The organism is Luteimonas pelagia (assembly GCF_054776035.1).
Genome location: NZ_BAAHCG010000001.1, coordinates 187038 through 212795 on the forward strand (window position 1 = coordinate 187038; position 25758 = coordinate 212795).

Here is a 25758-nt window from a genome sequence, read left to right on the forward strand (position 1 = left end):
CGAGGAGGCGCGGCGGATGCTGGAGACCGCGTACGCCTGGCTCGACCGGCACATGGCGGGCCGCACCTGGGCCGCCGGCGAAGCGTTCTCGCTCGCCGACTGCGGGGCCGCGCCGTTCCTGTTCTACGCCGACTGGACCCACGCGATCGCCCCGCGCTTCGCGAACGTGCGGGCGTACCGCGACCGCCTGCTCGCACGGCCGTCGTTCGCGCGTGCCGTGGACGAGGCCCGGCCGTATCGCAGCTACTTCCCGCTCGGCGCGCCCGACCGCGACTGAACGCCGAGAAATGAACGTGACCCCTACTCTCTTTCCAAGCCTTAGGTTGTGGAGCGGTAGTAGGACCGGCCGCCGATCTTTCGGAACTGCACCAGATTTCGATCTTCAAGCAGACGTGCCAGCGCCGCAAACACCCAACCCTTCTCCTGCTGGATTGGATTGCTCTGCGGGTAGGTGACCAGATTGAGCGATAGATTCGACTTCAGGCGCGAAGCAGGCACCCATCGGGCCTCATAGTCGGCCTCCAGCGTCCTCAGCTCCTCCAGGAGCACGTCGGCCGCTTGATGCAGAAGGTCGTGCACGCGCGCTTTGCGACTAGTCATGCCGGGTCCGCTCTTCTTAGTTGTACGCGTCAACGCTACTCGAACTTGAGCGCGGGATACTTCTGGGAAATCACATGCGCAATGCGGCGACGCATGGCCTCGGGTAAAGCAGGCCCGAACTTGTCGCCCATCATGAAGGCCGGGTTGTGGCAGTTGCTGACCAAAAGGTCATGGCGAACAGCACGGTTGGCTTTCTCAACGTACCAGCCCGGAAGCGCCAGCAACGGGCGGGTGGGCACCGGCTCACCGGTCCCGCTGGCGAGGAACTTGGCCAGCCACTCAGCCTGATAGCGCGCTTGCTCGATGGGCCTCGTTTCCGCGTGATGGGGGAACAGCAGCTGCTGACCGTCGAACTGCACGCGTGCGGCGTCCCTCCCACGCTGCGGCGGCTTGCGCCGCCATTTGGTCTCGATGGCGAACACCGCACTGCGACCGATGACGATGTGGTCGATGTTGCCCCGGTCCGTTGGGAAGTCGTGGAAGACCATGGCGCCCTCCGCGATCAGCGGCGTCAGGCATTGGGCAACCGCGAGTTCGGCTTGCAGGCCTTCGAGCGCCCAGCGGCGAGACCGGCCGTGGCGCATCAGCTTCCAAACCAACCACGCCAGGAAGCCGGAAGCCAGCACTGCCATTAGCACGTCACCCCAGCCAAAGCCCATGGCGAGCAGTTCGACGTTCGCAGTCCGGATCCTGCTTAGTAGCCAAGCCGAGAACACGATCGGCCCCAGCGCAATCACCAGCGCAGCGGCTTCCATGAAGGCGTCGCTGTGCTCGGAAGCGCGTCGACGGAGATTCTCACCTGGCAGATTGCGGAGCTCGAAGGTGAGCGGCGTACGTCGCTTGTCCAAGCGACGCCATGCTCGCCAGAGAGCCAAGAAGGCGATCGCAATCGCTCCGGGCACCATGATTGCCAGCAGAACCAGGATCACTTCCACTGAACCCCTCCATTGGGTAAAGACACGGCCCCGCGCTTGGGCGTGACCGACCTCAAATCGCGTCCTCGACTTGTTTACGCCGCGAGCGTCGCCAGGAGTGGCACGGCGCGCAGCCCGCGCTGTCCACTAGGCGCCGACGACTTCGCACCGCCCGGCCCTAGTAGCGAGCCCTAAGAAATGAACCTGACCCCTTTTCCCGACCCCTTTTCCCGACCCCTTTTCCCCGCCAAATTAGTACCATCCGTATTCGCGCGCCGTTGTCCGACCCATTGTTCCGGCCGCCAAACTCACAGTTCTGATCCCTTGAATCTCAGGAGAATTGACCTGAAGAAAGCGTAGGTCGATTTGCGCATCAGCAGCGACCCTAGAAAACACGGCAACGTACGGCGACCTTTTGCCATCAGGCCTGAGCCCACGATCGGCCACCTCAGGAATTGTGGGCGGAAGATAAAAACGCCACATGTAGTTCCCAAGGTAGGTGAGACGCACATCAACGATGGCGCCTGATTGCAGCCGCAGAGGAACGACTTTATCCGGCCCGCCGTGCGCCCCTACGCCAAAAAAAAGGGCCTGCTCTGCCTTAATTTCTAACTGCTCCGCTTGGAACCCCGTGATGTTACCCACCTCAATCCAACACGTAGTGGCAAGCGCCGGGTCAACCGTGCCCTCGTCATCATCCAACACACGCTTCCCGGTCTCTCGCGCAACAGCTTCGCGATTTGCTCTCGACTCTCGATATTCTTCCTTGTAGCGCTCCAATATTTCCGAAGTTAGCGCGACGCCACTATTCCAAAGCACCGCCCACGCCGATTGGATTTGCGCAATTGTTTCGCCATCTTCATAAGTGATTTTTATACCGGCCTCGACATTCGAGCGGAAAGCGGCTTTTGTCAAGTTTGCCGACCCAAGCAAGAGCCCGCCAGCACCAGTCGAAGAATCCGAGAACTGGAAAAACTTCGGGTGGAATCTCAGTCCAGAATATCTAACCCCTGCTACGCGAACCTCTGAGTTATCTAATGCAGCTAGCGACTCGATGGCACCGGGCTGCGTCAGAGCGTCATCTAGACCAACAACCCATAGGCTGGAATTAAGCACATTCGTTTCCCTGGCCGCATCCATTAGCGAGCGCACACCGGAAACCGTTACATATGCCGCTGCAACCCGAGTGGCGTCTAGGCGAGGATTTGCAGCAAGGTCCTGAAGCACGCTCCCGAATTCCAAAACGGAACCGCCCCCTTGTGCTAGGACATCGAACGCCATTCAGCTCTCCCTATGTGAAGGCTTGCTTGAAACGAAGCGATACATGAAGCCTGCGCTTGCTGACATAAAGATTTAACAGCCCACAGATATAGCGTCGGTCGCGTTCTGACGCCCACTGATCGCCAGGACAAAGAACAGAAAGGACTCGAAGGTCACAGCCGGAGGAATCCATACTGATAGACCTGCGGACGCAATTTCGCACTCAATGCTGCGTATACCGTCCGCATGGGGTCGAAGCTGACGATCATCCTATCTGAGTAGGCCTCGAGCGCACGGCGTATCTGATACCAGCCGACATCTGAGCGATTGAGCTTCAGTTCTTCACGAACTTTGCGCTCGAACGACGTAGCATGATACTTCTGCCAGAGCTTGCGCCCTTCGTCGATTACGTCAGCAGCTTCACGGGAAAGTCTTATTGTAGCCAAGTATTCAGACATGAAGTTGGATTCAAAGCGGCCAGGAGCACCCACCTCTTGTTCAGTAAACGGAAGAAAATGATTCACGAGCGACCAAGCTCTCCCGTTCCATTGCAGCTCATTAGCACCGGCTGTAAGGTTTGAGCCGTTGAAAAGCATCCAAATCAGGCAGTCGGATACAAAGTCGCCAGATAGCGCGCCAGAAGGCTGCAGGAACTGATCGCGGTCGTTTAACCACGTTGGTTTGATCAAGCGACGAACCGCGAATACGACCGCGGCCTGCGAAAGATTCTCTTTCGTGACGAAAAACCCACCGGCGTGCCCCACCGCGTGAACTGAAGAAAAAAGTGCAGTCATCGTCCCGGCATTCTGCACATCGTTGCCGTTGCACATCAGACTACCGATTGCACCATCGACCCATCGACCACGAGCATCCTTAGTGCTGTCAGCGGGCGAAATCGCATTCTTCAGAGGAACAGCATCATTGCTGTCCGCTCGCGGGCGACGCACCCAAGATGAAAGCGGCGGTCGAATCTCTACGCGATAGAAAGTTTTTTCGCCCACTGGAGCGCCATCTTTGTCCAGCGCTATCGTTTCCAGTCTTGAATCCGGATCATCAACTGAAGTGTCCCAAATCAGGAAACCGATTGGAAAGTTTCCTTTGACCCCATCGAATGCCTTGCTATGAACCACGAAGCCACCCAGATATTTTGGCGACCACAATTCGCGAAATTTGGCGAAGTTTGGGGCATTCACGTATTTCAATGTGCTAAACATCGCTACTACTGCATTCGGTAGCTCGCGCTGAATACGGACCAAGAATTGCACAAATAGCTCATTGGTCGCTTTACCCATCCCTTCCATGCTCGCAGCAATTCGAGTGCTCGCGACACCGGTCTTGCCAGCATTTCCTTGGGAATTCGCCGCTTCAGCGTAGGGCGGATTAATCAAGACGAGTATCTTCTTGGCACCCCTTGACTGCTCTTTCGCCTCAAGGACAGCTCGCCGCAACTCCATGGGCACTTTGTCGGTCAACGAATAGTCGATCTGACCGAAATCGTCGACGTCATCATTCAAGTAGTCGTACTGAAACTTCGTGGCGGCAACACAAGTACGACTAGCCCTCATGACATCAATGTCGGCCTGGTCAAGGGTGCTCATGAAAATGTTGCGGTGATTCGAGTGTTTAACCTCTAGGTTGCCGACGCCGCAGCACATATCCCAAACAATATAGTTTCGCTGCCAGTTCTTACCTAAAATTTGCGCCAACGTGTCATACGCTTTGTCAACGATATGCAGGGGCGTGTAATAAGCGCCTTTGAAGCTCCGCTCGTCCAATGCGAGCAAGCTATCTCTGCGCTCCAGTAGATATGCGCGGTGCTCCTCCTCTGGCGGTCGGTGGTAGATCGCCCAGAAATTGCGGTAGCCTTTCTCACTGGCCAGTTCATATGCAGTGCCGTTCAGGAGGAAAACAGGGCGGTCGCCCTCATGCAGCAGGCGAACGGGAAGGTCAGGCATCGCCGCCTTACTGCCATCGTGCATAATGTCTGCAAAGAACAGAAGCGGAAAGTCGGACTCGTTTACTCCAACAAGCTCTCGCCCGATCATCTCGACCCACCTGTCGAAAACTTGTCGCAGATTATCGGGTGTGATCGGCGTGCGGACGAACTTTCCAGCCTTGATCGCGTATTTTACGGCTTCGATGAATTCTCTTTCGTGACTATCGAGTTTATAAACAACGAAGTGAGTCTCGATATATGGCGCCATCTGATCTGCTGTCGCCCTTGCAACCGCAGAACCTGATTTCGGCCATTTGATGGATTTATCAGCAAGGATACCTAGAGCCTTAGAGGTCTCCATGATGGCGGCCTTTTCACGATCGATCACGGCGAGAAAAGGCGGAACGTGCTCACCCTTCTTACGAGCCTCGCGGACGTAACAAAGAAGCTGGGCGAACATCAATATCGCTGGCTTCGATGTTTCCTTGGCCTCAAACCAAATCTCGTCTGTTCTAATATCGATCAGACCTTTGGTGTACTTCTTCAGCCCTAGCGCCTTGATGTAGGCATCTTTGACATCTTCTTCTGTCAGGGCGGCACCCAGCGCCTTTTTTAAGCTCATTTGGTCCCCATACGCCATTACATATTCCGCCGATATTCGCCACCTACCTCGTAGAGCGCATGGCTGATCTGCCCCAGCGAATGCGTCTTCACCGCCTGCATTAACGCGGAAAAGACGTTTTTCCGGTCGCGGGCGGTGGATTGGAGGGTGACCAGGTTCTTGTTTGTGATGGGGGTCGTGGTTTCCTGCGGTGAAGCAGGTCCCTCGCTGTGCTCGGGACGACAGGGGAGCGCGGGGGTGTTGCGCAGCTGCTGGAAGGTCTGAACGTTGGTGATCTGCTGGCCCTTTTCTTCCGGGGTGCTGCGGATCAGTTCGATCTCGGTGGCCACGTCGCTGTGGCCGTCCTTGCCCAGGAAGGTGTTCACGCCCACCAGGGGCAGGCTGCCGTCGTGCTTCTTGTGCTCGTAGTACAGGCTTTCTTCCTGGATCTTGCCGCGCTGGTACATGGTGTCCATGGCGCCCAGCACGCCCCCGCGCTCGCTGATGGCCTCGAACTCCTTGTAGACGGCCTCCTCCACCAGGTCGGTCAGCGCGTCGACGATGAAGCTGCCCTGCCAGGGATTCTCGCAGTAGTTCAGCCCCAGCTCCTTGTTGATGATCATCTGGATCGCCACCGCGCGGCGCACGCTCTCTTCCGTGGGCGTGGTGATGGCCTCGTCGTAGGCGTTGGTGTGCAGGCTGTTGCAGTTGTCGAACAGCGCGTACAGGGCCTGCAGCGTGGTGCGGATGTCGTTGAACTGGATCTCCTGCGCGTGCAGTGAGCGGCCGCTGGTCTGGATGTGGTACTTCATCATCTGGCTGCGGGCGCTGGCGCCGTAGCGCTCGCGCATGGCGCGGGCCCAGATGCGGCGGGCCACCCGGCCGATCACGGTGTACTCCGGGTCCATGCCGTTGCTGAAGAAGAACGACAGGTTGGGCGCGAAGCTGTCGATGTCCATGCCGCGCGCGAGGTAGTACTCCACGATCGTGAAACCGTTGCTCAGGGTGAAGGCGAGCTGGCTGATCGGGTTCGCCCCGGCCTCGGCGATGTGGTAGCCGGAGATCGACACCGAGTAGAAGTTCCGCACCCCGTGGTCGACGAAGTACTGCTGGATGTCGCCCATCATCCGCAGCGCGAACTCGGTGCTGAAGATGCAGGTGTTCTGGGCCTGGTCCTCCTTGAGGATGTCGGCCTGCACGGTGCCGCGGACGGTCTTGAGCGTGTAGTCCTTGATGCGGGCGTAGGTCTCGGCGTCGACCACCTGGTCGCCGGTCACGCCCAGCAGGCCGAGGCCGAGGCCGTCATTGCCTTCCGGCAGCGGGCCGCCGTACTCGGGGCGCTGCTTGCCATCGAACAGGGCATCGATCTTCTTGCGGGCCTCGGCCCAGCGGGCGTCGTCCTCGCGCAGGTGCTTCTCCACCTGCTGGTCGATGGCGGTGTTCATGAACATCGCCAGGATCATCGGCGCCGGGCCGTTGATGGTCATCGACACGCTGGTGGTGGGCGCGCACAGGTCGAAGCCGGAGTACAGCTTCTTCATGTCGTCGAGCGTGGCGATGCTGACGCCCGAGTTGCCGATCTTGCCGTAGATGTCCGGGCGCTCGGCCGGGTCCTCGCCGTACAGGGTGACCGAGTCGAAGGCGGTGGACAGGCGCGCGGCCGGCTGGCCGAGGCTCAGGTAGTGGAATCGGCGGTTGGTGCGCTCCGGGGTGCCCTCGCCGGCGAACATGCGGATCGGGTCTTCCCCCGTGCGGCGGTAGGGATACACGCCACCGGTGTAGGGATACGACCCGGGCAGGTTTTCCTTCTGCAGGAAGGTCAGCAGCTCGCCCCAGCTCTTGTAGGTGGGCGCCGCGATCTTGGGGATCTTCTGGTGGCTGAGGGACTCGCGGTAGTTCTGGACCTTGATGGCCTTGCCGCGGACTTCGTACTCGGTGACATCGTCGGTGATGGACTTGAGGCGGGCGGGCCAGTCGCGGAGGAGCTTGAGGGCTTCGGCGTCGAGGGACTGGATGGCGTCGTTGTAGCGCTGGCGGAGGGTCAGCATCGACCTGTCCACGCCCACACTGTCGTTCCGAGGCGCATCACTGTCGTTCCGAGGCGCAGCCGAGGAACCTGCTTCACCTGCTTTACCCGCGCCCGTGTTGGAAAGCAGGTCCCTCGCTTCGCTCGGGACGACAATGTCGTTGCTTTCGTAGAGGTCGAGGGGCTTGGGGAGCTTGGTGTCCTCGAGCTCCTTGAGCGCCTGGTACAGCGACTGGGCGCGATCGGCCACTTCGGACTGGGTCTCGATGCGGCGATTGATCGCCCTGCCCTGCTCCGCGATCTCGGCCAGGTACCGCACGCGGCTGCCCGGGATCAGCACCGTGGCGCGCGGCTCCTTCAGGCTCGTGTCCAGCTCCGGCTGGAAGTCGCAGTTCGGCGTCCCCACCGGCGCGCCGGCGTCGTCGTTGCTGGCGCCGGCCTTGGCGGCGTCGGCGTGCTCGGCGACCAGGCGCTCGCGCAGCAGCCGGCACAGGTTGACGAACATCCAGCTGATGCCGGGGTCGTTGAACTGGCTGGCGATCGTCGGGTAGACCGGCACGTCCTCGTCCTTGAGGTCGAACTTCACCCGGTTGCGCTTCCACTGCTTGCGCACGTCGCGCAGGGCGTCCTCGGCCCCACGCTTGTCGAACTTGTTGAGCACGATCAGCTCGGCGTAATCGATCATGTCGATCTTCTCGAGCTGGCTCGGGGCGCCGAAGTCGCTGGTCATCACGTACATCGGGAAGTCGACCAGGTCGACGATCTCCGAGTCGCTCTGGCCGATGCCGGCCGTCTCCACGATCACCAGGTCGTAGCCCAGGCCCTTGAGGAAGGCGATCGAGTCCTTCAGCACCGCATTGGTGGCCATGTGCTGGCGGCGGGTGGCCATCGAGCGCATGTACACGCGCTTTGACCGCAGCGAGTTCATGCGGATGCGGTCGCCCAGCAGCGCGCCGCCGGTGCGGCGGCGGGTCGGGTCGACCGAGATCACCGCGATGCGCATTTCCGGGAAGCTGGCCAGGAACCGGTTGAGCAACTCGTCCGTCACCGAGGACTTGCCGGCGCCGCCGGTGCCGGTGATGCCGATCACCGGGGTCCTGCCGCCGGCGAGTTGCCATTCCTTGCGGAGCTTGGCGAGCTGGGCCTCGTCGTACTGGTCCTCCTCGATGGCGCTGAGCATGCGGCCGACGCTGATCTCGTCGTCGATGTCGACCTTGGCCGGTGCCTCGCCCTCGACGCGCGAGTTGGTGGTCCGGCGGACCACGTCCTCGATCATCGCCACCAGCCCCATGTGCATGCCGTCGTTGGGGTGGTAGATGCGCTCCACGCCGTAGGCCTGCAGCTCCTTGATCTCCTCCGGCGTGATCGTTCCCCCCCCGCCGCCGAACACGCGGATGTGGTCGGCGCCGCGCTCCTTGAGCATGTCGACCATGTACTTGAAGTACTCGACGTGGCCGCCCTGGTAGGACGACAGCGCGATGGCGTCTGCGTCCTCCTGCAGCGCCGCGCGCACCACGTCCTCCACCGAGCGGTTGTGGCCCAGGTGGATGACCTCCGCGCCCTGCGCCTGGATGAGCCGGCGCATGATGTTGATGGCCGCGTCGTGGCCGTCGAACAGGCTGGCGGCGGTGACGAAGCGCAGCGGGGTGGTCTCCGGCCGGGCCTCGGTCTCCGGGGCGTTCGGCAGCTTGGCGGCGGGGGTGCTCATGGGTGGTATCCGGGTAAATCCAAGGCGACCCGGCATTCTAGCGCCCGGGCCCCAATCCGCCGGCCGGCCACGCCCCGCCGCGCGCCCACCCCGCCCTACCCAAACCGCCAATCCCGCTCGCCCGCACCGTCATCCCCGTCCGCCCACACCGTCATCCCCGACCACCCACACCGTCATCCCCGCGCAGGCGGGGATCCACTGTCTCCGGCGCCCACGCGCAATGGATTCCCGCCTTCGCGGGAATGACGGCCCCCCGTTCGTCATCCCCGCGAAGGCGGGGATCCACTGCCTCCGGTGCCCAGCGGCATCGATCGCGGCGCCATACACGCCATGGATTCCCGCCTTCGCTGGAATGACGGTTGGGGCGTTCGCGGGAATGCCGGCGCGGGTGCGGATGCGAAACCCGGTCGTCATCCCCGCGTAGGCGGGGATCCATTGCGTCCGGGGCCCACGTGGCATGGATTCCCGCCTTCGCGGGAATGACGGCGCCCCTTGTTCGCGGGAATGACGGTGCCCCTTGTTCGCGGGAATAGCGGTGCCGGCTCGCGGGAAAGCCAATGGCGGGTCGCCGGGATTCGGAAACGGCGGATGAACGCGACGGCCGGCGCGGCGACGGATTCCGCCGCCTGGCGCGTGGAACGTCTCGAGGCCCGAACGGGTCTTCCCGTCCAACACGAGAGACCGACCCCATGCACGATTCCACACCGATCCGTCGCCCGGCCGTTCTGGCCGCCATCGCCGCCACCGGCCTGCTGGCCGCGGGCCTGCTGGTCGCCGCGCCCGGCGGCAAGGGCGGCCAGTTCTTCGACAAGCTCGACGCCAACGGCGACGGCGCCGTCAGCCGGCAGGAGGCCGCCGCGATGAAGGCCGCGCACCTCGCCGAACTCGACGCCAACAACGACGGCTTCGTCGAGTACGACGAGATGAAGGCCGCCCGCGAGGCCCGGGCCCGCGCGCACTTCACCGAGCGCCACGACGCCAACGGCGACGGCCGCGTGTCGGTCGACGAGATGGGCATGCGCGGCGAGGGCATGTTCGAGCGGATGGACACCAACAAGGACGGTTCGATCAGCCGCGAGGAGATGGCGCAGGGCCACGGGCGCCACGGCCGCCGGGGTGGCCATCGCGGCCCGCCCACCGGCGAGTGATCGCGCGCGGTTGAATCAGGCAAGAATGGCGGCGGCGCATTGGGCGCCGCCGCTTCGTGTCCGGAGCACGCACCCTGAGCGACGAACGACCCCGTGGACGCCAAGCCGAACCCGCCGACGATCCCGACCTCCCGGTCGTGCACGCGATCGGCGCGGGCGATGCGACGGCGTGCCGCGTGCTGGTCGACCGGCACCTCCCGTCGCTGCACGCCTTGGCCACGCGCCTGCTCGACGACCCCGCCGAGGCCGAGGACGTGTGCCAGGACACCTTCATGAAGGCCTGGGCGATGGCAGCGCGCTGGACGCCCGGTTCGGCCCGGTTCTCGACCTGGCTGCACGGCGTGGCGCTCAATGCCTGCCGCGACCGGTTGCGCAGGCGCAGGCCGCAGGACGATACGGCGCTCGACATGCTCGACGACCCCGCGCCCGGCCCATCGCAACGCGCGGCGTCCGATGCAACCGCCCGCCGCGTGCGCCGCGCCATCGCCGCCCTGCCCGACCGCCAGCGCGAGGCGCTGGTGCTGTGCCATTTCCAGGAACTGCCCCAGGCCGAGGCCGCGGGGCTGCTCGAGATCAGCATCGAGGCACTCGAGTCGCTGCTGGCGCGGGCACGCCGCGGGTTGCGGCAGGGGCTCGTGGCCGAGGGTGTCGCGCCATGATGTTCGCCCTGTGCCCTTCCACCGTTTCGATTGCGGGAGTGTCCCGATGACCACCCCGATGACCCTCGACCGATTCCGTGCCCTGGCCGATGCCTGGGGTGGCGACCTGTCGCGCTGGCCCGTGTCCGATCAGGCGGCGGCGGAAGTGATCCTTGCGACGACGCCGGCAGCGCGCGCCGTGCTCGACGATGCGCGTTCGCTCGATGCGCTTCTCGGCCACGACGTGGTGGCGTCGCTGTCGACCGGCCTGCGCCGTGCGATCGTGCTGGCCGCCGATGCGCGCCTCGAAGCTGGTTTCTGGAAGACCCTGTGGCGCGAACTCGGAGGCGCGCGCATCGCCGGGCCCGCGCTGGCCGCGAGCGTCGTACTGGGCGTCGCCGCCTCCGCGATGCTGTCGCCCGCGCTCGACGCCACGACGACCGCCGAACCGCCCGACTACGCCGAACTGGCGCTGCTCGACGGCGCCTACGAGGACTACGCGCCATGAGCACGCCCGGACCCGGCAACGAATCCAGCCAAACCGAAGGCCAGCGCAGCGAGGGCGGGAATACGGCAGGCCTGGGCGGATCCGGCACGCCGGGTGGCACAGCCACGCCCCCGGGCACGGCGCGGCGGACGCGCTGGGTGCTGGTCGCTTCCCTCGCATTGAACGTGGCGCTGCTGGCCGGCTTCGCGTGGCAGCACCTCCACGACGACGGCCCAAGGCACGGCCCACCCGGCCACCCCCTGCGCGGCGGGATGATGCCCAGCCCGCGCTTGCTTCGGGGCGCCCTGCCCGCCGAACGACAGGCCGTGGTCGACGCGATCCTGGAGAAGCACCGGGCGGGGATCCGCGCATCGGTGCGCGACGTGTTCGAGGCGCGCCGCGCGGTGCATGCGCAGCTGACCGCGGACACGGTCGATGCGGACGCGATGGAAGCGGCGTTCGCGGACCTGCGCACGCACGACGCCGCCGCGGCCAGCGCGGTGCAGGCGATGCTCACCGACCTCGCGACGGAGCTCACGCCCGAGGAGCGCCGCGCCGTCGCCGACGCCATGCACCGCCACCCGCGCGGCCGCCGCCACCGCGACCGCAACGCCCCCACCCCGTAGGAGCGCGCCTACGCGCGCGATGCCGACGCGGGCCACCCATCGCGCCTGTAGAGGCGCTCCTACGGCAAACACCCCCTGCCTTCCGTAGGAGCGCGCCTACGCGCGCGATGCCGACGCGGGCCACCCATCGCGCCTGTAGAGGCGCTCCTACGGCAAACACCCCCGGCCTTCCGTAGGAGCGCGCCTACGCGCGCGATGACGACGCAGGCCACCCATCGCGCCTGTAGAGGCGCTCATACGGCAAACACCCCCTGCCTTCCGTAGGAGCGCGCCTGCGCGCGCGATGACGACGCAGGCCACCCATCGCGCCTGTAGAGGCGCTCCTACGGCAAACAACCCCGGCCTTCCGTAGGAGCGCGCCTACGCGCGCGATGACGACGCAGGCCACCCATCGCGCCTGTAGAGGCGCTCCTACGGCAAACCGCCCCGGCCTTCCGTAGGAGCGCGCCTACGCGCGCGATGACGACGCAGGCCACCCATCGCGCCTGTAGAGGCGCTCCTACAAGGGCAACGTCCTTCCGTAGGAGCGCGCCTACGCGCGCGATGGGGTCCGGAGGCGATCGGCATGGGCGCCGACGGGCACGGCAAGGCCAAGTTGCCGCCGACGGTTTCCGGCGCGGGCGATCGCGCCTGTAGAGGCGCTCCTACGGGATGCCGGCTTGCTCGAGGATGCTGCGGGTGGGGCCGAGATGGTCGGCGTAGCGCCGCCACTGCCCCACGAACCGCCCATGGATCGGTTCGCGCACCTGCGCCGTGCTTGCCGTGGCGACGGCACCGGCGCGTTGGTCCACGGCGACCACGGACGGATCGAACGCCAGGCCCAGATGCGCGAACACCCCCCGCGCCACGCCCTCGGGATCGGCCACCAGTGCCTCGTACGAGACGTCGTGGATGCGCCCCGGGAACGCCTCGCGCCAGTGCGCCATCAGGTCCCGGTGCCGCAGCCAGTGCCGTGCCATCTCGCCCTGGTCGTAGCTGTGCGGATACGCCTCGCCGAACAGCTCCTTGAGGTTGGAGAAGCACGCGTCCATCGGCGCGCGCGCCACGTGGATGAACTTCGCCGCCGGCAGCGCGCGGGCGATCACCCCCACCAGCAGCGCGTTCGCCGGCAGCTTGTCGGTGTAGAACCGCCGGCCGTCCGCATGCCAGCGCGTATGCGCCAGGTAGCGGCGGCCGAGTTCGGCGTGGTCGATGTCCTCGGCGGCCAGCATGAGTCCGACGTCCGGGGTGTTTGGCCCCGGCAGCCCGGTCATCCAGCGCAACTGCGCGCCGAAGTCGCGCAACTCGCCGGCGTCGGCGAGGTCGGGGTGCGCACCCAGCATGCGCTCGAGCAGCGTCGTGCCCGAGCGCGGCAGCCCGACGATGAACACCGGTTGCGGCCCGTCGTCGTCGCGGTGCGTGCCGCGCGTGGCCACCGGCGTGTCGAGCAGGGCCTCGTGCAGGGCGACCGCCTCGGCCTCGGTCCAGTCGAGCTGGGCGCGGCGCGCGCGCATGCCGGCCTCGAGCGCCGCCCACGCGGCTTCGGTCTCGCCCAGGTCGTCGAGCGTCTTGAACAGCGCGTAGTGCAGCGGCGGCGCATCGGGATGCCCGTCCGGCATCCCGGCCAGCGCCGCGCGCATGGCCTCGAGGTGGTTGTGATCCGGCGTTTGGCGGCGCAGCCGGGCCAGTTCGCGCCACGCGGCGCCGGCGGCGGGCGCGGCGGCCACGCAGGCCAGCAGGTGGCGCTCCGCGCCCTCGGGATCGCCGGCTTGCAGCCGCGCCAGCCCCAGCAGGTAGTCGAGCTTCGGCCCGCGTGCGCCGAGGTGGCGCGCCCGCAGCAGCAGGGGCAGCGCCTTCGCGGGCAGCGCCTGGTCGAGCAGCAGTTCCCCGGTGCCCGCCAGCACGGCCGGGTCGTCGCACGTCGCCAGCGCCGCGTCGGTGGCGCAGGTCACGGCCGATTCCAGTTCGCCGACCTCGATCAGCCGCTTCGCCAGCGCCTCCAGCAGCACCGGGTCCGGTTCGCGCACGGCGAAGGCCGCCAGCGCAGCGGCGGTCGCGTCGCACAGGCGCCCGTCGGCCGAGGCGATCGCCGACAGGCGCAGCTGCACCGGCAGCACCCAGTCCGGGTCGCCGAGCAGCGACTCGAAGCCGGCACGGGCCTCGGCCCGGCGGTCCTGGCGGAACAGCGCGTCGGCCCGTTGCCAGGCCTGCTGGGATGCGGTCGTCATGCGGCGGCCGGGACGGGCGGACGCGCAGTGTAGCGGCGGCGCGGCCCCCGCCCGGCCCGTCCCGCGGGCGGGCCGCATGAACGCCCCGCGCCGGCGATCCCTGTAGACTATTGCGCCTGCGGCGCCCGCCTCGGGCCTCGATTTCGCCGCAGTCCACTGTCGAATCAACGACTTGCCCACCAATGTTGACGTCGAGCGCCAGGCGCGCATCGGCCGTCCACGCGCGGAGCCCTCCATGCTTTTCGAACACCTCGACACCTACGGCCACGAGCAGGTCGTGTTCTGCCACAACAAGGACGTCGGCCTGAAGGCGATCATCGCGATCCACAACACCGTGCTCGGCCCGGCGCTGGGCGGCACGCGCATGTGGCCATACAAGTCGGAGGCCGAGGCGCTCAACGACGTGCTGCGCCTGTCGCGCGGCATGACCTACAAGAACGCGGTCGCCGGCCTGAACATCGGCGGCGGCAAGGCCGTGATCATCGGCGACCCGGCCACCGACAAGTCCGAGGCGCTGTTCCGCGCGTTCGGCCACTTCGTCGAGTCGCTGGGCGGCCGCTACATCACCGCCGAGGACGTCGGCATCGACGTCAACGACATGGAGTTCGTCTACCGCGAGACCGAGTACGTCACCGGCGTGCACCAGGTCCACGGCGGTTCGGGCGACCCGTCGCCGTTCACCGCCTACGGCACGCTGCAGGGCCTGATGGCCTCGCTGAACCGCAAGTTCGGCGACGAGGAAGTGGGCAAGTACGCCTACGCCGTGCAGGGCCTGGGCCACGTCGGCATGGAGTTCGTGAAGCTGCTCAAGGAGCGCGGCGCCAAGATCTTCGTCACCGACATCAACAAGGGCCTGGTCGACCGCGCGGTCAACGAGTTCGGCGCCGAGGCCGTGGGCCTGGACGAGATCTACGACGTGCCGGTGGACGTGTACTCCCCGTGCGCGCTGGGCGGCACCGTCAACGAGGACACCCTGCCCCGCCTGAAGGCCAAGGTGATCTGCGGCGCGGCCAACAACCAGCTGTCGACGAACGCGATCGGCGACGAGGTGCAGAAGCGCGGCATCCTGTACGCCCCGGACTACGCGGTGAACGCGGGCGGCGTCATGAACGTGTCGCTGGAGATCGACGGCTACAACCGCGAGCGCGCCATGCGCATGATGCGGACGATCTACCACAACCTCACCCGCATCTTCGAGATCGCCGAGCGCGACGGTATCCCGACCTACAAGGCCGCCGACCGCATGGCCGAGGAGCGGATCGAGACCATCGGCAAGCTCAAGCTGCCGCTGGGCCGCGCCGCCCCGCGCTTCCAGGGCCGCATCCGCGGTCACTGAGCCACGCCACACCGCTGCACCACGACGGGGCCGATCGGCCCCGTCGTCGTTTCCGGCCCCGCGCAATGGATTCCCGCCTTCGCGGGAATGACGGGGTCGTGGGGATGACGGTGTCCCGCTCGTCATCCCCGCGCAGGCGGGGATCCACCGCGTCCGGCGCCTGCGCGCGAGGGATTCCCGCATTCGCGGGAATGACGGGGTCGTGGGGATGACGGTGTTCCGCTCGTCATCCCCGCGCAGGCGGGGATCCACCGCGTTCGGCGCCTGCGCGCGATGGATTCCCGCATTCGCGGGAATGACGGCGCCCCATTCGTCATTCACGCGCAGGCGGGGTCCACCGCATTCGGCTTCCCCGCACTACGTCCGTCATCCCCGCGCAGGCGGGGATCCACGGCGTCCGGCGCCTGCGCGCCATGGATTCCCGCCTTCGCGGGAATGACGGGATCGCGGGAATGACGGGATCGCGGAATCGCGGGAATGGCGGGATCGCGGGAATGGCGGAGCCGCAGGATTGACGGTTGGGCAACAGGGGGTCCGCGACCCCCCAGCGGCAACCTCGGGCAAAATAGGCGGTCCCGCCGCGCCGGATGCGTGGCCCGTAGTCCGAACATCCACGGAGTCCCCATGCGCACCTTCCCCCTCGGCGACGACATCGATGCCCTGCGCGAGGCGGTCCGCCGCTTCGCCGAGAGCGAAATCGCGCCGCGGGCGGCGAAGATCGACGAGGACAACGCCTTCCCGCAGGACCTGTGGCCGAAGCTGGGCGAACTGGGCCTGCTGGGCATGACCGTGCCAGCAGAGTTCGGCGGGTCGGAGATGGGCTACCTGGCGCACCTGGTCGCGATGGAGGAGATCTCCCGCGCCTCCGGCTCCGTCGGCCTGTCGTACGGCGCGCACTCCAACCTCTGCGTGCAGAACCTGTACGCCAACGGCAAACAGGCCCAGCGCGAGAAATACCTGCCGAAGCTGTGCACCGGCGAATGGAAGGGCGCGCTGGCGATGAGCGAGCCGGGCGCGGGGTCGGACGTCGTCGGGTCGATGAGCTGCCGCGCGGAGAAGAGGGGCGACACGTGGGTCGCCAACGGCAACAAGATGTGGATCACCAACGGCCCCGAGGCCGACGTCCTCATCGTCTACATGCGCACCGCCGGCAAGGACGCGGGCAGCCGGTCCATGACCGCCTTCATCGTCGAGAAGGGCATGAAGGGTTTTTCCACCGCGCAGAAGCTGGACAAGCTGGGCATGCGCGGCTCGAACACCTGCGAGCTGGTGTTCGAGGACTGCGAGATCCCGGCCGAGAACGTCCTGGGCGAAGTGAACCAGGGCGTCAAGGTGCTGATGTCCGGCCTCAATACCGAGCGCCTGGTGCTGACCGGCGGCCCGCTCGGCCTGATGCAGGCGGCGATGGACATCACCCTGCCCTACGTGCGCGAGCGCAAGCAGTTCGACCGCGCGATCGGCAGCTTCGGGATCATGCAGGCCAAGGTCGCCGACATGTACACCGCGCTGCAGTCCGCGCGTGCGTTCGCCTACCAGGTGGCGCGCGACTACGACGCCGGGCACCAGTCGCGCATCGACCCGGCGGCCTGCCTGCTGCAGGCCTCCGAGGCCGCGGTGCAGGTGGCGCTGGAGGCGATCCAGGCGCTGGGCGGCAACGGCTACATCAACGAGTACCCGACCGGGCGGATCCTGCGCGACGCGAAGCTCTATGCGATCGGCGCGGGGACGAATGAAATCCGCCGCATGCTGATCGGCCGCGAACTCGTCGCCGGCAACGCCTGAGGCCGCCGCGGGACCCCACCCGTAGGAGCGCGCCGACGCGCGCGATGCCTGCGCAGGCAACCCATCGCGCCTGTAGAGGCGCTCCTACAACAGCCCCCCTCCGAAGGAGCGCGCCTACGCGCGCGATGCCTGCGCAGGCAACCCATCGCGCCTGTAGAGGCGCTCCTACAACAGCCCCCCCTTCCGTAGGAGCGCGCCTACGCGCGCGATGCCTGCGCAGGCAACCCATCGCGCCTGTAGAGGCGCTCCTACGACAGCCCCCCTTCCGTAGGAGCGCGCCTACGCGCGCGATGCCTGCGCGGGCAACCCATCGCGCCTGTAGAGGCGCTCCTACGACAGCTCCCTCTCCGTAGGCGCGGGCCTACGGGGATGTGGCGGGCACGGGCACCGGGGGGCGGGGCTTGTGGCGCCGGTCGAGGAGCACCGCCGCGACGATCGACACCACGACCGGCAGGAACCACGCCACCAGCTGGAAGTTCGGCGGCATCTCCCAGCCCGCCGCCTCCACCAGCCGGTTGAGCCCGATGCCGAGGAACGCGACGTGCGTCGCCGCCCCCAGGCCGACCATCGCGCCGTAGTGCTCCTGGAGCCACCAGTTGCGCGCCTGCATCGGCCGCGCGCGGCGCATCGCCATCTGCACGCCCGACAGCAGGCCGACGCCACTGAACCCGATCAGCAGCGGATGCCCCTTGGCCAACCCGACGGCGAGCACCGTGCCGGACGCGGCCAGCAGGGCCACCAGGATCGCCAGGTACGCCGGCCCGCGGAACGCGGCCTGGTCGCCCTTGAGCCGGAGCGCATGCCAGCCCAGCCACAGGCCCGCGGCCACGAGCACCACGAGGTATCCGAGGAACGTCGCGGTCACAGGCTGCCCGCGCGCAAAGAAGCTGGCGGTCATCGGCACCGCGGTCGCGCAAATGCCGAGCATCGACAGGAAGTAGACCTTGCCCGCGCCCCGGTGCAGCGGCCCGCCCTTGCGCGCGCAGGCGGCGGTCCAGAACGTGGCGAGGGCGGCGACGCCCGAGGCGCCATGGACGGCGACGAGGACCTGGTAGGCGGACATGGCGCGGGCTCCGTTGGAATGGCGCCAGTCTCCGCAGCGGGCGGTCCGCGCCGCAGGTCCCGGTCGTCACCCGCGAGGGGTGAGGAAAGTCACCACCTGCGCCCAGCGCCTTCCGGGCGGCCGCCGTCGCTGCCATGCTCGCCGCATGGCGACGCACGCGCTCCCGCCGCAACGCGGCAACGAACTCTCCACGCACCGGGACACGCGCCTCGTGCAGCGGTTGGCGAGCCCGCTCAGCCTGGCGGCCTACGTCACCTGGCTGGCGATCACCGCGGCGGCCGTCGACATGCCGGCCCTGCGCGCAGGCGCGCCCACCGAATGGGCGGGGCTCGCCACGCTGGCCGGCATGCTGGCGCTCTTCGTGCTGCGCGCGGTGCGCGACCCGCTCGCGGACTGCCGCGGCGCGGCCTGGAACACGGTGGCGCAGGGCGTGCTGGTGGTCGCCGCGGAATGGTTCCTGCGCGAGGGCCAGACCGCGGTGCTGCTGATCATCGTCGCGGGCCAGATGGTGCTGCTGATGCCCGTGTGGCGCGCGGTGGCCTGGCTGGCGTTGTTCAACCTCGCGTTCGTGGCGATCTGGCTGTCCGGTGACGCGACGCTGCTGCAGGTCGCGTCGTGGTGGTTGCCGGTGGCCGCGTTCCAGGCGTTCGCCGGGCTGACCGGCCATTACGCAGGCATGAGCGAGCGCCAGCGCGAACACCTCTCGGAAGTCAACGCCGAGCTGCTGGCCACGCGCCACCTGCTGGAGGAATCGGCGCGCGGCGGCGAGCGCCTGAAGCTCTCGCGGGAACTGCACGACGTGGCCGGCCACAAGCTCACCGCGCTCAAGCTCAACCTGGCCCTGCTCGAACGCGACGCGGCGCTGGCCGACCGGCCGGAACTGGCCACTTCGCGCGGCCTGGCCGACGACCTGCTGGCGGACATCCGCGGCGTCGTGTCCGAACTGCGCATGCATGACGGCCTGGAGCTGCGCGGCGCGCTCGAGGCACTGGCGCGCCCGGTGCCCGGTACCGACATCCGCGTGGACGTGCCGCCCGACCTGCGGGTCGCGGACCTCGCGCAGGCCGAGGCGCTGGTGCGCTGCGCGCAGGAGGCGACCACCAATGCGCTCCGGCACGGGCGGGCGGCCCGGATCGACATCCTGGTCCGCCGGGACGCCGACGCCCTTGTGCTGCAGGTGGACAACGACGGCGTGGCGCCCCGCCACCTGCGCCCGGGCAACGGCCTGTCGGGCATGCGCGAACGGATCGAGGCGCTGGGCGGCACGCTCGAGGTCGCGCCCACGCCGCCGCGTGGCGTGCGCGTGCTGGCACGACTGCCGGGGTCGACCGCATGACGACGGACGCTGGCCGACCGGTCCGCATCGCGCTGTGCGACGACCAGGCGCTGGTGCTGCGCGGCCTGTCGGCCCTGCTCGGTGGCCTGGGCATCGAGATCGCGCTGGAGGCCGGCGACGCGGAGCAGCTGCTGGACGCCCTGCCCCGCCGCCCGGTCGACGTGGTGGTCAGCGACATCCGCATGCCGGGCATCGGGGGCATCGGCCTGGTGCGCGCGTTGCGCGAGGCGGGCGACGCGACGCCGGTGATCCTGCTGACCACCTTCGACGACCAGGACCTGATGTTGCGCGCGGTCGAAGCCGGCGCGCAGGGATTCCTGCTGAAAGATGCTTCGCCCGGCGACCTGCGCGACGCCATCGCGCGCGTGGCCGCGGGCGAGACCCTGCTGCAGCCGGTGAGCCTGGGGCCGGTGCGTGCCTCGGTGCCCGGCGTGGCCGACACGGGGCTGCGGCTGACCGATCGCGAGCGCAGCATCCTGCGGCTGGTGGCCGGTGGCTATTCCAACAAGGAGATCGGGCGGAGCCTGCATCTGTCCGAGGGCACGGTGAAGAACTACGTGTCCGACCTGTTGGTGAAGCTCGACGCCCGCGACCGGACACACGCCGTCATGAACGCCATCACCCGGCGCCTGCTGTAGGAGCGCGCCTACGCGCGCGATGCCTGCGCCGGGCAACCCATCGCGCCTGTAGAGGCGCTCCTACGAAAATCACGCATCGCCGCCACCCCGTAGGAGCGCGCCTACGCGCGCGATGCTTGCGCCGGCAATCCAATCGCGCCTGTAGAGGCGCTCCTACGGGACTGCGGGGGCCGTCGGAGCGCGGTTTGCGGCGGTGCAACATCGGGGGCCATAATCGGGCGGTTCCGGCTTCGTCCGGCCTTACGTACGCACTGGAGTCCCCCCATGACCGACATCGTCATCGTCGGCGGCAAGCGCACCGCCATCGGTTCCTTCCTCGGCCAGTTCACCGGCGTGCCGACCCCGACCCTGGGCGCGGCCGCCATCACCGGCGCGCTCGAACATGCCGGCGTCGCGCCCGACCAGGTCGACGAGGTGGTCATGGGCTGCGTGCTGCCGGCCGGCCTCGGCCAGGCGCCCGCCCGCCAGGCGGCCATCGCCGCCGGCATCCCAACGGCCGCCGCCTGCACCACCATCAACAAGGTCTGCGGCTCCGGCATGAAGGCCGTGATGCTCGGCCACGACATGATCAAGGCCGGCTCGGCCACGGTCGTCGTCGCCGGCGGCATGGAGTCGATGACGAACGCCCCGCACCTGGTCAACGGCGCGCGCACCGGCATCCGCTACGGCACCGCGGAGTTCATCGACCACATGGCCTACGACGGCCTGACCAATCCGTACGACGGCAAGGCGATGGGCGTGTTCGGCGACCAGGCGTGCAGCGCGTACAAGTTCGACCGCGCCAAGCTCGACGCCTTCTCCGAGGAGAGCGTCAAGCGCGCGCAGAAGGCGGTGGCCGAAGGGGGCTTCAAGGACGAGATCGTTCCCGTGACCGTCAAGACCCGCAAGGGCGAGGTCGTCGTCGACACCGACGAGGAGCCCGGGAAGATCGACACCGCGAAGATCGCCGGCCTGCGCCCCGCGTTCGGCAAGGAAGGCGTGCTCACCGCCGCGTCGTCCTCGAAGATCTCCGACGGCGCCGCGGCCACCGTGCTGATGTCCGCCGACGAGGCGAAGAAGCGCGGCCTGAAGCCGATCGCGCGCATCGTCGCGCATGCCACGCACTCGCAGGATCCGGAGTGGTTCACCACCGCGCCGGTCGATGCGCTGCGCAAGGTGCTCGACAAGGCCGGCTGGTCGGTCGACGACGTCGACCTGTTCGAGGTCAACGAAGCCTTCTCGTGCGTGGCCATGGCGCCGATGCAGGACCTGGGCATCCCGCACGACAAGCTCAACGTCAACGGCGGCGCGGTCGCGCTCGGCCATCCGATCGGCGCCAGCGGCGCGCGCCTGCTGGTCACGCTGCTGCACGCGCTGAAGGCGCGGGGCGGGAAGAAGGGCGTGGCGTCGCTGTGCATCGGCGGCGGCGAGGCCACGGCCGTGGCGGTCGAGCTGGCCTGACCTAGCACGCCGGACGGGTGTCCGGGGAGGTGGGTGCAAACGTTTTCTTCGCCTCCCGGAACGCCCGCCGTACGGGGCGCTTCGGTTAACTTCCGCTTTACAAAAAAACCACGGGTAGCCGCTTGACAGGCGACCGGCCCACGTCATCATGTTATCGGCGCGCAACCGCGCGTTGCCCAAACTACACGACGAGGATTACCAGCTCATGACCATCAACAAGGCTCTGCTTGCCGTCGCCCTGGGCTTTGCCCTGGCCGCGTGCTCGAACCAGGACCGCGCTGCCGACTCGGCCGCCGAGGCTGCTGACGCCGCCGCCGAGGCCCAGATGGACGCCGACGCCGCCGCCGGTACCGGCGACATGGCCGCCGCCGACGCCGCCCAGGCCGCCGCCGACACCGCCGCGATGGCTGCCGACGCCGCTGCCGACGCTGCTGCCGACGCCGGCACCGGCGACATGGAGAACAACGCCGACGCCGCCGAGGCTGCCGAGGACTCCGCCGACGCCGCCGAGCAGGCTGCGCAGGCTGCCGAGAACGCGGCCGACTCCGCTGGCGCGGACACGGATTCCGACATGGATCCGGACGCCACCGGCGAGTAATCGACGCAAGTCGAAGCAACACCCCAGTGCCGCCGGGCTTTCCCGGCGGCACTTTTTTGTGCCCGCGGACCGGCGCCCCGACACCTGGCACCGGCCCCGCCCGCGGGCCTCCCCTTCACATCCCTTTACAGGCAAGGCAGGATAGTGCGCCCCGCCGGCAGCGTTCCGGCAAAACGCAATCACTGCCGACACACAGGAGTATTCAATGAACATCAAGCTCGCCACCCTGATCGCCGCCAGCGCCTTCGCCCTGGCCGCCTGCAACTCGCCGACCGCCGAGCAGGAGGCCGCCGAGGCCGAGGCCCAGGCCGAGATCGCCGCCGACGCCGCCGGTGACGCCGCCTCTTCGGCCGGCGAGGCCGCCGCTGCCGGTACCGCCGCCGCCGCTGGCGCCGCGGCCGCCGCCGTCGACGCCGCTGCCGACCCGGTCCAGCAGGCGTACGAGGAAGGCAAGGCCAACGCCGCCGGCGCGATCGCCGAAGGCGCCGCCGACGTCTCCGCCGAGATGAGCGAAGAGGCCGCCGAGGCCGAGGCCGAGGCCAACGCCGAAGTGCAGGACTGACCGTCCGGCTTCAACGCAGCATCGGAAGGGCCCGCTTCGGCGGGCCCTTTCTTTTTGCCCGCGCCACCCCGGCGACGCCGCGCGCCATGACCCCGTGCGCCCGGCCCGCTACGATGGCGCCCTTTCCGATCCCCGGGACCGGCATGCCCACGCTGACCAGCTCGATCGACACGCGCGCGCAGGACTTCAAGGACAACGCGGCCTACCACCGGGCGCTCGTCGAGGAACTCGACCGCCGCCTCGCGCGCGCCGCGGAGGGTGGCGGCGCGAAGGCGCGCGACAGGCACGTCGAACGCGGCAAGCTGCTGGCCCGCGACCGCATCACCGCCCTGCTCGACCCGGGTTCCCCTTTCCTGGAGATCGCCCCGCTCGCCGCGGAGGACATGTACGACGGCGCCGCGCCCGCGGCCGGCATGGTCTGCGGCATCGGCCGGGTCATGGGGCAGGAAGTGGTGGTCGTGGCCAACGACGCTACGGTCAAGGGCGGCACCTACTTCCCGATGACGGTCAAGAAGCACCTGCGCGCGCAGGAGATCGCGCGCGAGAACCGGCTGCCGTGCGTGTACCTGGTCGATTCCGGTGGCGCGTTCCTGCCGCTGCAGGACGAGGTGTTCCCCGACAGGGAACACTTCGGCCGGATCTTCTACAACCAGGCCCGGCTGAGCGCGGAGAACATCCCGCAGGTCGCCGTGGTCATGGGCAGCTGCACCGCCGGCGGCGCCTACGTGCCGGCGATGTGCGACGAGTCGGTGATCGTCCGCGAGCAGGGCACGATCTTCCTCGGCGGCCCGCCGCTGGTGAAGGCGGCCACCGGCGAGGTGGTCGATGCCGAAGCCCTGGGTGGCGCGGACGTGCACACGTCGGTGTCCGGCGTCGCCGACCATTTCGCCGAGGACGACCGGCACGCACTGCAGGTCGCCCGCGACATCGTCGGCCACTTCAACCGCGACAAGGTGCTGCCGGTCGCCACCCGCCCGGTGCGCGAGCCCGCCTACCCCGCCGAGGAGCTCTACGGCATCGTGCCGAAGGACACCCGACGGCCGTTCGACATCCGCGAGGTCATCGCCCGCGTGGTCGACGGCAGCGAACTGCAGGAGTTCAAGGCGCGCTACGGCAAGACGCTGGTCACCGGCTTCGCCCACCTGCACGGGTACCCGGTGGGCATCGTCGCCAACAACGGCATCCTGTTCGCCGAGAGCGCGCTCAAGGGCGCGCACTTCATCGAGCTGTGCAACCAGCGCGGCATCCCGCTGGTGTTCCTGCAGAACATCACCGGCTTCATGGTCGGGCGGAAGTACGAGAACGCCGGCATCGCCAAGGACGGGGCGAAGATGGTCACCGCGGTGGCCTGCTCGCACGTGCCCAAGTTCACCGTGGTCATCGGCGGCAGCTTCGGCGCCGGCAACTACGCGATGTGCGGCCGCGCCTACGGCGCGCGCTTCCTCTGGATGTGGCCCAACGCGCGCATTTCGGTCATGGGCGGCGAGCAGGCGGCGAGCGTGCTGGCGACGGTGAAGCGCGACGGCATCGAGGCCCGCGGCGGCGAATGGAGCGCCGAGGAGGAGGATGCCTTCAAGGCCCCGATCCGCGAGCAGTACGAATCGCAGGGCAGCCCGTGGTACGCCACCGCGCGCCTGTGGGACGACGGCATCATCGACCCGGCCGATACCCGCCGGGTGCTCGGCCTGGGCCTGTCGGCCAGCCTGAATGCGCCGATCGACCGTGGCCCGCACGCCACGCGTTTTGGCGTCTTCCGCATGTGACCGCGATGTTCTGCGACGGGGTTCACGTCCTTCAGGCGCGATCGCCGGACCACCTGTCTGCAACCTGAAGCGAACGCGTCAACGCCGCGTGAAGCGGTGCTAGCCTCCGGTTCCCCGTTCCATCGACGCAGGACCAACGCCATGGCTCTCTGGAAAGAACCCGCTCCCGCCGCCAAGTCGAACCCCGCCCCCGCGGCGTTCGACGAGCCGGCCGCCGCCAAGCCGGCCAACGACGCCGCCAGCGACCGCGCCCCCGCGCCCGTCGCCGCGCCGGCGCCCGCCCCGGCCCGCACGCCGGAAGGCAAGGAGTCGCTGATCGCCGCCGACCTCGCCATCGAGGGCAAGATCGAAGGCGCGGGCCATGTCCGCATCGCCGGCAAGTTCAAGGGCGACGTCAACGTGCGCGGCAACCTCACCATCGAGCCGGGCGCCAAGGTCACCGGCAGCGTGCGCGCCGAGAAGGTCGTGATCGCCGGCGAGCTCGAGGGCAACGTGGATTCGGCCAAGCAGGTCGAACTGCTGTCCGGCGGCGTGCTGGCCGGCGACCTCAAGGCCGGTTCGCTCACCGTCGCCAACGGCGCCCGCATGCGCGGCTCGGTCGAGTTCGGCTGGGAAGGCGCGTCCGGCAACGGCAACGGCAAGGGCAAGGACAACGCCTGAGCGCCATGAACGCCCAGCGATCGGGCACGGCGGGCGCCACCCGCCAGTGCCCGCACTGCAAGGCGACCATCCTCGACAGCTCGCCGGTCTGCCCGGCCTGTCGCGGGCACCTGCGCTTCGACTCCGCGGCGGCCGCCGGCCAGGTGCCGGCGAACCGCATGGTGCCGCTGCAGGTCGAGGGCACCATCCAGGCGCCGGAGTCCGGCGCCTACGAGTACACGATGGTGGTGTCGATCAAGAACGAGCGCGGCGAGGAGGTCGATCGCAAGGTCGTCGGCGTCGGTGCGATGTTCCCCGGCGAGTCCCGCAGCTTCAGCGTCTCGGTCGAGGCGACGGAGGCGACCGGGGCCGCGGCGCGGCGGCGCGGGCGGCACTAGGCACGATCAGGTGCGGCCCAACGGCCGCACCGTCATCCGGTTGGATCGAAGG

The 25758-nt window shown here is 67.8% G+C and carries 21 protein-coding genes and 1 pseudogene; 15 read left to right on the plus strand and 7 right to left on the minus strand.

What is annotated here, in order from left to right; all coding sequences use genetic code 11:
* Nucleotides 1-7 precede the first annotated feature (7 nt).
* Nucleotides 8-277: pseudogene (locus ACYU7H_RS00895) on the plus strand (glutathione S-transferase family protein); the annotation flags it as partial.
* 41 nt (nt 278-318) lie between these two features.
* Here the strand turns inward: ACYU7H_RS00895 and ACYU7H_RS00900 are convergent.
* The 5 genes from ACYU7H_RS00900 to ACYU7H_RS00920 form a co-directional block, all read right to left on the minus strand.
* Nucleotides 319-579: a hypothetical protein gene (locus tag ACYU7H_RS00900; RefSeq protein WP_460811733.1), complete on the minus strand. Its 261-nt coding sequence runs from the start codon at nt 577-579 to the stop codon at nt 319-321.
* Nucleotides 580-635: 56 nt separating this feature from the next.
* On the minus strand, nt 636-1535 hold the full coding sequence (locus tag ACYU7H_RS00905; protein ID WP_460811734.1) for a nuclease-related domain-containing protein: 900 nt from the start codon (nt 1533-1535) through the stop codon (nt 636-638).
* Nucleotides 1536-1766: 231 nt separating this feature from the next.
* The gene (locus tag ACYU7H_RS00910; protein ID WP_460811736.1) at nt 1767-2795 is read right to left on the minus strand and encodes a hypothetical protein; all 1029 of its coding nucleotides are present in this window, start codon (nt 2793-2795) and stop codon (nt 1767-1769) included.
* A gap of 152 nt (nt 2796-2947) precedes the next feature.
* Nucleotides 2948-5332: a hypothetical protein gene (locus tag ACYU7H_RS00915; protein ID WP_460811738.1), complete on the minus strand. Its 2385-nt coding sequence runs from the start codon at nt 5330-5332 to the stop codon at nt 2948-2950.
* A 17-nt stretch (nt 5333-5349) separates the two neighbouring features.
* The gene (locus ACYU7H_RS00920) at nt 5350-9045 is read right to left on the minus strand and encodes a methylmalonyl-CoA mutase family protein (RefSeq protein ID WP_460811739.1); all 3696 of its coding nucleotides are present in this window, start codon (nt 9043-9045) and stop codon (nt 5350-5352) included.
* A 689-nt stretch (nt 9046-9734) separates the two neighbouring features.
* Here ACYU7H_RS00920 and ACYU7H_RS00925 point away from each other — a divergent pair.
* From ACYU7H_RS00925 to ACYU7H_RS00940, 4 genes are read left to right on the plus strand one after another with little or no spacing between them, the layout of a single operon-like run.
* Nucleotides 9735-10193, plus strand: a complete 459-nt coding sequence (locus tag ACYU7H_RS00925; RefSeq protein WP_460811741.1) for an EF-hand domain-containing protein — start codon at nt 9735-9737, stop codon at nt 10191-10193.
* 56 nt (nt 10194-10249) lie between these two features.
* Nucleotides 10250-10852 (plus strand): RNA polymerase sigma factor, encoded by a 603-nt coding sequence (locus ACYU7H_RS00930; protein ID WP_460811743.1) that lies wholly within the window; start codon nt 10250-10252, stop codon nt 10850-10852.
* Between the two features lie 46 nt (nt 10853-10898).
* On the plus strand, nt 10899-11339 hold the full coding sequence (locus ACYU7H_RS00935) for a hypothetical protein (RefSeq protein ID WP_460811744.1): 441 nt from the start codon (nt 10899-10901) through the stop codon (nt 11337-11339).
* Nucleotides 11336-11944: a periplasmic heavy metal sensor gene (locus ACYU7H_RS00940; RefSeq protein WP_460811746.1), complete on the plus strand. Its 609-nt coding sequence runs from the start codon at nt 11336-11338 to the stop codon at nt 11942-11944. The genes ACYU7H_RS00935 and ACYU7H_RS00940 overlap by 4 nt, the downstream gene beginning before the upstream one ends.
* Before the next feature lie 644 nt (nt 11945-12588).
* On the opposite strand, the gene ACYU7H_RS00945 is transcribed toward ACYU7H_RS00940, so the two are convergent.
* Entirely contained in the window at nt 12589-14151 is a 1563-nt protein-coding gene (locus ACYU7H_RS00945) for a sulfotransferase family protein (RefSeq protein WP_460811747.1), read from the minus strand.
* Between the two features lie 235 nt (nt 14152-14386).
* Between ACYU7H_RS00945 and ACYU7H_RS00950 the strand changes: the two genes are divergently transcribed.
* Nucleotides 14387-15487 carry a Glu/Leu/Phe/Val dehydrogenase dimerization domain-containing protein gene (locus ACYU7H_RS00950; RefSeq protein ID WP_460811748.1) on the plus strand — a complete coding sequence of 367 codons (1101 nt, stop codon included), beginning with the start codon at nt 14387-14389 and terminating at the stop codon, nt 15485-15487.
* A 624-nt stretch (nt 15488-16111) separates the two neighbouring features.
* Nucleotides 16112-17269, plus strand: a complete 1158-nt coding sequence (locus ACYU7H_RS00955) for an isovaleryl-CoA dehydrogenase (RefSeq protein ID WP_460811750.1) — start codon at nt 16112-16114, stop codon at nt 17267-17269.
* Nucleotides 17270-17630: 361 nt separating this feature from the next.
* Here the strand turns inward: ACYU7H_RS00955 and ACYU7H_RS00960 are convergent, their stop codons facing one another.
* The gene (locus ACYU7H_RS00960) at nt 17631-18332 is read right to left on the minus strand and encodes a DUF2306 domain-containing protein (protein ID WP_460811751.1); all 702 of its coding nucleotides are present in this window, start codon (nt 18330-18332) and stop codon (nt 17631-17633) included.
* Between the two features lie 145 nt (nt 18333-18477).
* Here ACYU7H_RS00960 and ACYU7H_RS00965 point away from each other — a divergent pair, with 145 nt between their 5' ends.
* The 8 genes from ACYU7H_RS00965 to ACYU7H_RS01000 all read left to right on the plus strand — a co-directional run bounded on the left by ACYU7H_RS00965 (nt 18478) and on the right by ACYU7H_RS01000 (nt 25706).
* Nucleotides 18478-19668 (plus strand): sensor histidine kinase, encoded by a 1191-nt coding sequence (locus tag ACYU7H_RS00965; RefSeq protein ID WP_460811753.1) that lies wholly within the window; start codon nt 18478-18480, stop codon nt 19666-19668.
* Complete coding sequence (locus ACYU7H_RS00970) at nt 19665-20306, plus strand: response regulator (RefSeq protein WP_460811755.1); 642 nt, start codon at nt 19665-19667, stop codon at nt 20304-20306. The genes ACYU7H_RS00965 and ACYU7H_RS00970 overlap by 4 nt, the downstream gene beginning before the upstream one ends.
* Nucleotides 20307-20570: 264 nt before the next feature.
* Nucleotides 20571-21746 (plus strand): thiolase family protein, encoded by a 1176-nt coding sequence (locus ACYU7H_RS00975; protein ID WP_460811757.1) that lies wholly within the window; start codon nt 20571-20573, stop codon nt 21744-21746.
* A gap of 205 nt (nt 21747-21951) precedes the next feature.
* On the plus strand, nt 21952-22344 hold the full coding sequence (locus ACYU7H_RS00980) for a hypothetical protein (protein WP_460811759.1): 393 nt from the start codon (nt 21952-21954) through the stop codon (nt 22342-22344).
* 205 nt (nt 22345-22549) lie between these two features.
* Nucleotides 22550-22906 carry a hypothetical protein gene (locus ACYU7H_RS00985; RefSeq protein WP_460811761.1) on the plus strand — a complete coding sequence of 119 codons (357 nt, stop codon included), beginning with the start codon at nt 22550-22552 and terminating at the stop codon, nt 22904-22906.
* A 143-nt stretch (nt 22907-23049) separates the two neighbouring features.
* Nucleotides 23050-24669, plus strand: coding sequence for a carboxyl transferase domain-containing protein (locus ACYU7H_RS00990; RefSeq protein ID WP_460811762.1), 1620 nt, complete (start codon nt 23050-23052; stop codon nt 24667-24669).
* Between the two features lie 141 nt (nt 24670-24810).
* Nucleotides 24811-25329: a bactofilin family protein gene (locus ACYU7H_RS00995; RefSeq protein ID WP_460811763.1), complete on the plus strand. Its 519-nt coding sequence runs from the start codon at nt 24811-24813 to the stop codon at nt 25327-25329.
* Between the two features lie 5 nt (nt 25330-25334).
* Nucleotides 25335-25706 (plus strand): hypothetical protein, encoded by a 372-nt coding sequence (locus ACYU7H_RS01000; protein WP_460811765.1) that lies wholly within the window; start codon nt 25335-25337, stop codon nt 25704-25706.
* Nucleotides 25707-25758: the final 52 nt, after the last annotated feature.